Here is a 9,888-nt window from a genome sequence, read left to right as displayed (position 1 = left end):
CACGCAGATTCTACAGATTAAAGCAGATTTTATTTTAGATTTTTATTAAATTAATCTGCACATATCTGCTTAAATCTTTTTTAAATCTGCGTGAAATTCATATAAATAATGTGTGAAAATCTTTTTAATCTGTGGCTAAAAAAAAAATCTCACGCAGATTTGGCAGATTTAGCAGATTTTTTTTGACAAAGACTAAAAAAAAACCGCGTCAATCTGTTTAATCCGTAAAATCCGTGGGCAAAAATACTTTGCGTCGTAGCGCCTTCGTGGTAAAAATAATTCCCAATAAAACAAAATCGTTTTATATATTTGAAATCAGGATAATTTTTGCATTATTTGCAAAATAAAACCACAAAGACCGAAATATATTAATTTATAAAGCAAACTCACATATGGCATTATCAGGTTTATTCCGAAAAAAAACGGTACAGGATATTCTGAAACAAGTTGCAAAAAACGAAGCAGATGGTCATAATGCATTAGGAAAGCATTTAACGACCAAAGATTTAACCGCTTTCGGGATTGCTGCTATTGTAGGAGCAGGAATTTTTAGTACCATCGGGAAAGCCAGTGCCGACGGAGGTCCAGCTGTAATTTTCTTGTTTTTATTCACCGCATTAGCCTGTAGTTTTGCAGCATTTGCTTACGCCGAATTTGCCTCAATGGTTCCGGTTTCAGGAAGTGCTTACACATACTCATATGTAGCTTTTGGAGAAATCATTGCATGGATAATTGGTTGGGCATTAATTATGGAATATGCTGTAGGGAATATAACGGTCGCAATATCGTGGAGCGATTATTTTACAGGACTGCTTCAGAGTGGCGGAATTCATCTCCCGCAATGGATTCAGATGGATTATTTAACCGCTTCAAACGGATTTAAAGATGCTACAGCTTTAATGCAAGGCGGAAAAACATTCGATAATTTAGGCAGAGGTTTACAAGATGCTTACACAGCCTGGACAACAGCGCCAACAATTGGTTCTTTTCATTTAGTGGCTGATTTACCGGCTTTATTCATCATTGTTTTAATTACGGCTTTGGTTTACAGAGGAATGAAAGAATCTCGTAATGCGAGTAATTTAATGGTTATTGTAAAACTTTGCATCGTACTTTTAGTAATTGCAGTTGGAGTTTTTTATGTAGATACAGCAAATTGGCATCCGTTTGCGCCAAATGGAGTTAGCGGAGTTTTAAAAGGAGTTTCGGCTGTTTTCTTTGCTTATATTGGTTTTGATGCCATTTCAACAACTGCTGAGGAATGTAAAAATCCGCAGCGCGATTTACCACGAGGTATGATGTGGGCAATTATTATTTGTACAGTTTTATATATTGCCATTGCCTTGGTTTTAACCGGGATGGTGCGTTATAACGAATTAAATGTTGGAGATCCTCTTGCGTTTGTTTTCGATAAATTAAACCTAAAATGGATGTCGGGAATTATTGCCGTAAGTGCTGTAGTGGCAATGGCGAGCGTTTTGTTGGTTTTCCAGATGGGTCAGCCACGTATCTGGATGAGTATGAGCCGTGATGGTTTATTGCCAAAGAAATTTTCTACCGTTCACCCAAAATTCAAAACACCATCTTTTGCAACAATTGTAACCGGTTTTGTGGTTGCAGTTCCGGCTTTGTTCCTGAACCTGACAATGGTAACAGATTTATGTAGTATCGGGACATTATTTGCCTTTGTATTGGTTTGCGCCGGAGTTTTGGTTTTACAAAATAAACCGGAAATTCCACGAGGAAAATTCAAAACACCTTATGTCAATTCAAAATATATTCTGCCGGTTTTAATGATTGCCGGATTGTATTATGCTTTTGCATTCAACAATAAAGCGACAATGGCTTTCATTAATAATGATGCGCAAACAAACGACGCAACTACTATTATTACGTCATTAGATAAAGAAGAATCAGCTAAAGTTTTCAATTATTTAGAAAGTATCGATGTTCACAATAAAACTGCCGAAACCGGTGATTTAGAACATTTACTAAGTCAATATCAAGACGACGATGCAAAATATGCTTCGGTTGTAAAAGGATTGCCAATCAATGATTCCTTAAAATATGAATCAGGTTTTAGTTTATTCAAACACAAAATCCCAATGTGGATATTTTTACTAGTATTAGTTGGATTAGCCGTTTGGTCGTTCAGACAAAATTTATCGTTAATTCCGCTTTTAGGATTAATCTGCTGTCTTTATATGATGGCCGAATTAAGCGTTTGGAACTGGATTTACTTTACAATCTGGTTGTTAATAGGACTTGTGATTTATTTTACTTATAGTCGAAAAAATAGTAAACTGAACTTTGTAGAGAAAGTATAAGTTTTAAATTATATTGAAAAACCGTTCTGATAATATTCTCAGAGCGGTTTTTTTATGAATAAATCGTAAATATTTTTATATAAAAATTTTCTTACGCTGTAAAATTTTCTTTAATTTGTTTTATAGTAAATATTAAATTTAAATTTTTAAATGCATGAGTTTTTTCAAAAACATATTTAGTAAAAAAGAAGTTGCAATTACGTCATACAATGATTTTTGGGACTGGTTTTTACAACATGAAAAAGATTTTTTTAAAATCGTTAAGAGTAGAGGAAATATTGAGCAGGATTTTTTTAATAAAATTGCTCCAAAGCTTAATGAGATTCAAAAAGGATTTTATTTTTTAACGGGAATGTACGATGATGATACAGTTGAATTTATTTTCACGCCCGAAGGAGTAATAAAAAACATCTATTTTGTAGAAGAGTTAGTTAAGGCAGCGCCCAGAATCGAAGGATGGAAATTTACAGCCTTAAAACCTGCGGCAGATATGACAGACTTTGGAATCAAAATGGAAGAATTTGAGTTTAACAAAGAGAACATAAAATTTTATTCAAACGATCATAAAGAGTATTCGGATAAAATTGATCTGACAATAGTGTATGATGATTTTATCGAAGAAAAAAGACCTTCTATAACAAACGGAATTTATATTTTTCTGGATAATTTTCTAGGAGAGCTGGACTCATTAACAATAATAGATAATTTAACCATTATTGGAAAAGAGGGAATTTCAAAAGAACTAATTCCGGTTGAAAAGTTGAAGGATTATCTAATTTGGAGAGAAAAAGAGTTTGTCGAAAAATATGAAGCTGTCAGGCATAATACAGAAAACGATAGTTATGCATGTCTGGAAACCAACACAGAAAACGGACCTTTATTAGCCGTTATAAATACAGATCTTGTTAATTGGGATGCTAAAATGTCACATCCGTGGATCACAATTGTTACCGTATTTTTTGATGGTAAAAGTAATAACGGAATGCCGGATGAAAAAATGTATAAATTCCTCGATAATTTTGAAGACGAATTAACAAGTGAATTGAGGGATTTTGAAGGATATTTAAATATTGGCAGAGAAACAGGAAATAATAAACGTGAGATTTATTTTGCCTGTAAAGATTTTAGAAAACCCTCAAAAATCTTTAAGCGAAATTGAAACCAAATATTCAAAAGAATTAAAAGTTACTTCAGAAATCTATAAAGATAAATATTGGGCATCTTTTAGACATTTTGAACAAAATTAAACCGCAAAAGCCGTTCTGAATAATGTCAGAACGGCTTTTTTATTTTTTTATCGCATTTTGTGTCATTTCGACGCAGGAGAAATCTCCGTAAGTAACTCCGCAATGAAAATCCAATCTTTGTCTAGCTTCTCGCGGAGATTTCTCCTTGCGTCGAAATGACAAATAAGTACGAACTATTTATTAGTTTAATTAAAAATCGCCACGAATTCACAAATTAATTGTTTTAAAAATTCGTGAATTCATAGCGAAAAAAATAAAACTAAAAACCTGCGTAAATCAGTTTAAACCTGCATAATCCGTGGGCTAAAAACTATAAAATCCCAAGTTCCACCATACAAGCTTTCATCATTTCATAAGTACGCTCAATATCATTATCCAGTCCGATCGAGAAACGGATCAAACCATCCGTCAATCCCATTTCTTGTTGCTCTTCTAACGGAATCTCACTTGAAGTCGACGTTCCCGGAGCGCTGAATAATGTTTTATAAAACCCTAAACTTACCGCAAGATATCCTAAGTTTCGCGCTTGCATTAATTCCATTAATTCATTGGCTTTAGCCAAAGTTCCAACATCAATTGTCATCATTCCGCCAAAACCATATTCCGGATTAATCATCGTTTTGTACAATTCATGACTCGGGTGACTTTTCAATCCCGGATAAACCGTTTTAAGTCCATCAGCTTGAAATTTATCCGCCAGAATATGTGCATTATGGCTGTGTTGTTTGATACGAATATGAAGCGTGCGAAGGTTTTTCATCACACTTGCAGATCTCAGACTATCCATTGTTGGACCTAAAAGCATACTTGCTCCCGAGTTTACATTTTTCAAAGCATTGATAAATTCCTTCGAACCACAAGTCACACCGCCAACCGTATCACTGCTTCCGTTAATATATTTTGTCAAACTATGAATCACGATATCCGCACCTAATTTAGCAGGAGAAACAGATAAAGGTGAGAACGTATTATCCACAACCAATTGCAAATTATGTCTTTTTGCAATTTGAGCTAAACCAGCAATATCAGCCACTTCCAATAGCGGATTACTCACCGTTTCACAATACAAAACTTTCGTTTTTGGCGTAATTGCAGCTTCCACAATATCCAACTTCGTGATGTCAACAAAGCTCGTTTCAATCCCAAATCTTGGAGTAAAATTCTTCAAAAAAGCATAAGTTCCGCCATAAATCGTTCGGCTTGAAACAATGTGATCGCCCGCACCGCAAAGCTGTAATAAAGTAGGCGTAATCGCGCCCATTCCAGAAGCCGAAACATTTGCAGTTTCCGTTCCTTCCATCGCTGCCAAAGCCTGATCCAGATACAAATTACTAGGCGACGAATGGCGCGAATACAAATAACAGCCTTCCATATTTCCTTCAAATGTATCAAACATCGTTTTAGCCGAAAGAAAAGTATATGTAGAAGAATCAGAAATTGAAGGATTCACACCACCAAATTCACCAAAGTATTGCAAATCCTGAATTTTATCAGCTGGATTAAAGTTTTTCATTTATTGTTGTTTTTTTAGTTTCAAGTTTCAGGTTTCAAGTTGTTGGAACCGATTAATCAAACTTTAATTTTTAACCATTTTCATTGGAATTTGGAATTTAAAATTTGGAATTTAATTTTGTCATCCTGAGCGAAGTCGAAGGAGCTATTCCTGCTATCCGTTCAAGTCCTCATAAAAAATGCAAGTTTCTAATGTTCTAAAAAGAGCTTCCGTTGGTCGCTTTTTTAGAACAGGAAACTTTTGCCTTTTTTACTCCGGGCTTTCCACTTCTATCAGGGCTAGGACACTCATTTTCAAAATAAAACCTATTCAAAATAACATCTTATTAGAAAATTAATCAATCATAAAGTCAATAATTAGATTTTAAAACTATAAATTATATTTTTACACGATTAATTATCTAAATTTGATTTAGAAAACTCAATTCAATAGATTTTCTTTCATCTCACAAAACCAACAAAATGACTTTAGACGCCACCGACAAAAAACTGCTGGTTTTATTACAAACCGACAGTAAAAAGACAACCAAAGAATTATCCTTAAAACTCAATCTTTCGGTAACAGCAGTTTACGAACGAATCAAAAAGTTAGAGCGCGAAGGCATAATTAAAAACTACGTCGCATTAGTCGATAAAACAAAAATCGATAAAGGTTTCGTCGTTTTCTGCCATTTAAAACTCATTCAGCACACCAAAGAATTTCTAACCAAATTCGAAAGCGAAGTCATCAAACTCAACGAAGTTCTGGAATGCCATCACGTAAGTGGAGATTACGATTATATCCTGAAAGTCCTAGTAAAAGACATGGAAGCTTACCGGGAATTTCTCGTAACCAAATTAACTTCGTTGCAACATATAGGCAGTACACAAAGTATGTTTATGATTAGTGAGGTGAAGAATTCGACAGTGATTTTTTAGGCATGTTTTTGCCGCGAAGGCATAAAGACACAAAGTTTTTTAATCTCGCAATGTCGTGGAGTCGCAAAGTTTTTTATGAATTGCCTCCAGCTTCAGCTGGAGGTTTAGGATAAGGGAAAGAGAGGGGCTTTAGCCAAACTTTACTGATTTGGCTAAAGCCATTTATATTTACAATATTTTCCATCCAGCTAAAGCTGGACGCTATTCAAGCTTAGTTATCAAAAAAACTTTGCGCCTCTGCGACTATTCGAGAAACAAAAAATCTGCTTTATCTGCAAAATCTGCGTAAAACCAAAAAAAAATTAGAGATAATTAGTGCAATTTGTGGCGAAAAAAAACTTTGTGCCTTCGAGTCTTCGTGGCAAAAAAAATAAAACTTTGCGGTTAAACCTCCAACCCAAAATTTCACACAAAAAACATTGAGATTTAAACTTTAAACAAAACTTTATTCCTTAATTTTGTATCGCTAAAAATAAAATAGACAAACTATGAGTTCATTTGACGTAGTCATTATAGGTTCAGGACCGGGCGGATATGTATCAGCAATTCGTTGCGCACAATTAGGTTTCAAAACAGCCATTGTAGAAAAGTATAACTCTCTTGGCGGAACTTGCCTAAACGTAGGTTGTATTCCATCAAAAGCATTATTATCATCTTCACATCATTATGCTGAAATTGCACATTTTGCAGATCACGGAATCGAAGTTTCCGGAGATGTAAAAATCAATTTAGAGAAAATGATCGCGCGCAAACAAGCCGTTGTAGATCAAACCGTAGGTGGAATCAACTACTTAATGGATAAAAATAAAATTACTGTTTTCACCGGTTTAGGTTCGTTCGTAGACGCAACGCACATTGCAGTTGCAAAAGCCGACGGAACATCTGAAACTATTGAAGCAAAATATACTGTAATTGCTACAGGTTCAAAACCATCTTCTTTACCTTTTATCAAAATTGACAAAGAAAGAATCATCACTTCTACAGAAGCTTTAGCTTTAAAAGAAGTTCCAAAACACTTAGTAATTATTGGTGGTGGAGTTATCGGAATCGAGCTTGGACAAGTTTACTTGCGTTTAGGAGCACAGGTTTCAGTAGTAGAATTTATGGACAGAATCATTCCTGGAATGGATGCTTCTTTGTCTAAAGAATTAACTAAAGTATTGAAAAAACAAGGAATGAAATTCTACGTTTCTCACAAAGTAAAATCAGTAGAAAGAAACGGCGATGCTGTTGTGGTTCAGGCTGAAAATGCAAAAGGAGAAACAATCACCCTTGAAGGAGATTATTCATTAGTTTCTGTTGGTCGTCGTCCTTACACAGACGGATTAAACGCTGACAAAGCAGGAGTGAAAATTTCAGACAGAGGACAAGTTGAAGTAAACGATCATTTGCAAACTAATGTTCCTAATATTTATGCAATTGGAGATGTTGTTCGTGGAGCAATGTTAGCACACAAAGCAGAAGAAGAAGGAACTATGGTTGCTGAAATCTTAGCAGGTCAAAAACCACATATCGATTATAACTTAATTCCTGGTGTTGTTTACACATGGCCGGAAGTTGCAGCAGTTGGACAAACTGAAGAGCAGGTTAAAGCTTCTGGAACTGAATATAAAGTAGGAAGTTTTCCTTTCAAAGCTTTAGGACGTGCAAGAGCAAGTGGAGATTTAGACGGATTTGTAAAAATCATCGCTGATGCTAAAACTGATGAGGTTTTAGGAGTTCACATGATTGGAGCACGTACAGCTGATTTAATTGCAGAAGCAGTTACAGCAATGGAATTCAAAGCTTCGGCGGAAGATATTTCAAGAATGAGCCACGCACACCCAACTTTTGCAGAAGCAGTAAAAGAAGCAGCATTAGCCGCTACAGATAATAGAGCAATACACGTATAATCTACGTTAAATCATATTTAGAGACCGTTAGAATTTATTTTCTGACGGTTTTTTTATTGCCTTAATATTTGTTTTTCTACCTATATTTAGCTCCTATCGAAATGAGCTATCACAAAAAAATTATATCTCGAAAAGATTACATGTCCGTAGAAAATATAGTTTCCAGTCATTTTGCCCCGTAGGCAATGTCATTAAATTAAGAAAAAACAATAATTTTATGCCAAATAAATGTTTCGCAAAATTGTAAAGGTTGTCATTTCGACGAAGGAGAAATCGCATTAGAAACTCCGCAATCAAAATCGCCAATCTTTGTCGAATCTCATGTGTGATTTCTCCTTCGTCGAAATGACAATACTGCGTTTAAACTTTCCGTCTTAGAATCTTTGCGAGATTAATTTAATTTATAAATTATCTTAAAACCAGAAAAATATAAAATCTGCAAAAAATCTTGTAAATTAAATATGCAATTCTCATACTACCTTTATGTATATGTAAAGACACATTATGAAAAATAGATATATAACTCCAATTTTAGTTGGAGCAGGAATAGCATTAGCACTTTATTCTTGTGGTTCTACCATTCCTAAAAGCGCTGTTGCAGTCACAAATTTTGACAAATCAAAATATTTAGGAAAATGGTACGAAATTGCCAGATTAGATTTTAAATATGAAAAAGGACTAAATAACGTTACAGCCGAATATTCCCTAAACGATAACGGAACTATAAAAGTTGATAATAAGGGCTACAATGTCAAAAAAGACAAATGGGAAGAAAGCATAGGAAAAGCCAAATTCGTCAAAAAAGACGATGTTGGTATGCTTAAAGTCTCATTTTTTGGTCCTTTTTATGCAGGATATAATATAATTGCAATTGATTCAGATTATAAATATGCACTTGTTGCCGGCGAAAGCCTAAAATATTTATGGATACTTTCAAGAGAAACTTCAATACCGGAAAACATCAAATTAGATTACCTTAGAAAAGCTCAGGAAATAGGTTATGATACTTCTGACTTAGTTTGGGTAAAACACGATAAAGCAAATTAATAACGATCGAACTTATTATATGACAAACCCGACAGGTTTTAAAATCTGTCGGGTTTGCTATTATGTTTAAAATGAATGTAAAATTATCTCGTGAAAACACTTCTGTAATTACCCCAATATCTGTAAATCAAAAATAAGTTAGCCAGAAACAATAATGCTGCAATAGGCAAACCCTCCGGAGCAAGGAAATAATTAATAAACAAAATATTTACCGTAATTGGTAAGATCAAAATATTCGCTAATGTTACATAACGTCCCGTTACAAATGCAATTCCGCAAAGCAATTCGATTGATTTTGCCAAAGGAATCAAATAAGTAGAAGCCATTAAACCAACATTAAAAGCTTTGAAATTTCCTGTCGTTTCTTGTTCAGGCATCAGATGAAAAAAATAACTGATCGAAGCAAAAAGTAGTAAAAGACCAATTAAAACACGGACAACAATAGTAGCAATTTTCATAATACTTAAAATTTTAGATAGGTTAAAAAAGTATAGTTTATTTATTGAAAACGTTATAATGAAATTCTCTAATAAAAGGAAAATCAATTTTAGAAAACTGACCTATTGAGAATTTTACAGTCTTTACAATCCTATTTTAGGATTTATATAATGCTATATCAAATATAACGAATTTTTTCTTATGAAATTGCTATTTTATTAACAGTTTACTGTTTCTTTCCGTATTTTTTATAAACGAGAAAACCACCAAATCCAATCAAAATAAAAGGCCAAAGATTAATAAGAAATACAAAAATTGCTTCAAGAATATACCAGCCACTTTTTAAAGAATCCACAATTTGAATTCCTAAATGAGGTTTATAGGCATTGCTGTCTTTTTCGCTTGCCATTTTTTCTTGTTTAATCGTTTCGTTTTGATAAAGTTGTAAAGTAATCGTGCTAAAATTTACCTGGTCCTGAAGCGATAAATTGTCGATGGCAGTATTGT

The 9,888-nt window shown here is 34.0% G+C and carries 7 protein-coding genes and 1 pseudogene; 5 read left to right on the top strand and 3 right to left on the bottom strand.

Annotation, left to right across the window (positions count from 1 at the left end; translation table 11 throughout):
• Window positions 1-392: 392 nt before the first annotated feature.
• The gene (locus ACHZDT_RS22135; RefSeq protein WP_394776869.1) at window positions 393-2,327 is read left to right on the top strand and encodes an amino acid permease; all 1,935 of its coding nucleotides are present in this window, start codon (window positions 393-395) and stop codon (window positions 2,325-2,327) included.
• Window positions 2,328-2,481: 154 nt separating this feature from the next.
• Window positions 2,482-3,486 carry a DUF695 domain-containing protein gene (locus tag ACHZDT_RS22130; RefSeq protein ID WP_394776868.1) on the top strand — a complete coding sequence of 335 codons (1,005 nt, stop codon included), beginning with the start codon at window positions 2,482-2,484 and terminating at the stop codon, window positions 3,484-3,486.
• Between the two features lie 398 nt (window positions 3,487-3,884).
• Here the strand turns inward: ACHZDT_RS22130 and ACHZDT_RS22125 are convergent, their stop codons facing one another.
• Window positions 3,885-5,087, bottom strand: a complete 1,203-nt coding sequence (locus tag ACHZDT_RS22125; protein WP_394776867.1) for an aminotransferase class I/II-fold pyridoxal phosphate-dependent enzyme — start codon at window positions 5,085-5,087, stop codon at window positions 3,885-3,887.
• Window positions 5,088-5,548: 461 nt separating this feature from the next.
• Here ACHZDT_RS22125 and ACHZDT_RS22120 point away from each other — a divergent pair, with 461 nt between their 5' ends.
• The 3 genes from ACHZDT_RS22120 to ACHZDT_RS22110 all read left to right on the top strand — a co-directional run bounded on the left by ACHZDT_RS22120 (window position 5,549) and on the right by ACHZDT_RS22110 (window position 8,943).
• The gene (locus ACHZDT_RS22120) at window positions 5,549-6,004 is read left to right on the top strand and encodes an Lrp/AsnC family transcriptional regulator (RefSeq protein WP_042566586.1); all 456 of its coding nucleotides are present in this window, start codon (window positions 5,549-5,551) and stop codon (window positions 6,002-6,004) included.
• A 488-nt stretch (window positions 6,005-6,492) separates the two neighbouring features.
• Entirely contained in the window at window positions 6,493-7,896 is a 1,404-nt protein-coding gene (gene lpdA, locus ACHZDT_RS22115; RefSeq protein ID WP_394776866.1) for a dihydrolipoyl dehydrogenase, read from the top strand.
• A 504-nt stretch (window positions 7,897-8,400) separates the two neighbouring features.
• On the top strand, window positions 8,401-8,943 hold the full coding sequence (locus tag ACHZDT_RS22110; protein ID WP_394776865.1) for a lipocalin family protein: 543 nt from the start codon (window positions 8,401-8,403) through the stop codon (window positions 8,941-8,943).
• Between the two features lie 83 nt (window positions 8,944-9,026).
• Here the strand turns inward: ACHZDT_RS22110 and ACHZDT_RS22105 are convergent, their stop codons facing one another.
• Window positions 9,027-9,401, bottom strand: coding sequence for a DoxX family membrane protein (locus ACHZDT_RS22105; RefSeq protein ID WP_394776864.1), 375 nt, complete (start codon window positions 9,399-9,401; stop codon window positions 9,027-9,029).
• A gap of 206 nt (window positions 9,402-9,607) precedes the next feature.
• Window positions 9,608-9,888: pseudogene (locus tag ACHZDT_RS22100) on the bottom strand (DUF4349 domain-containing protein); the annotation flags it as partial.

This window comes from Flavobacterium sp., assembly GCF_043722275.1.
Lineage (GTDB): Bacteria > Bacteroidota > Bacteroidia > Flavobacteriales > Flavobacteriaceae > Flavobacterium.
Note: the sequence above shows the minus strand (reverse complement) of the source record. Positions and strands in the feature narration are given on the sequence as shown.

Coding starts and splice junctions, on each gene's coding strand:
- ACHZDT_RS22135 (WP_394776869.1), top strand. CDS start 393: ATGGCATTATCAGGTTTATTCCGAAAAAAAACGGTACAGGATATTCTG.
- ACHZDT_RS22130 (WP_394776868.1), top strand. CDS start 2,482: ATGAGTTTTTTCAAAAACATATTTAGTAAAAAAGAAGTTGCAATTACG.
- ACHZDT_RS22125 (WP_394776867.1), bottom strand. CDS start 5,087: ATGAAAAACTTTAATCCAGCTGATAAAATTCAGGATTTGCAATACTTT.
- ACHZDT_RS22120 (WP_042566586.1), top strand. CDS start 5,549: ATGACTTTAGACGCCACCGACAAAAAACTGCTGGTTTTATTACAAACC.
- lpdA (WP_394776866.1), top strand. CDS start 6,493: ATGAGTTCATTTGACGTAGTCATTATAGGTTCAGGACCGGGCGGATAT.
- ACHZDT_RS22110 (WP_394776865.1), top strand. CDS start 8,401: ATGAAAAATAGATATATAACTCCAATTTTAGTTGGAGCAGGAATAGCA.
- ACHZDT_RS22105 (WP_394776864.1), bottom strand. CDS start 9,401: ATGAAAATTGCTACTATTGTTGTCCGTGTTTTAATTGGTCTTTTACTA.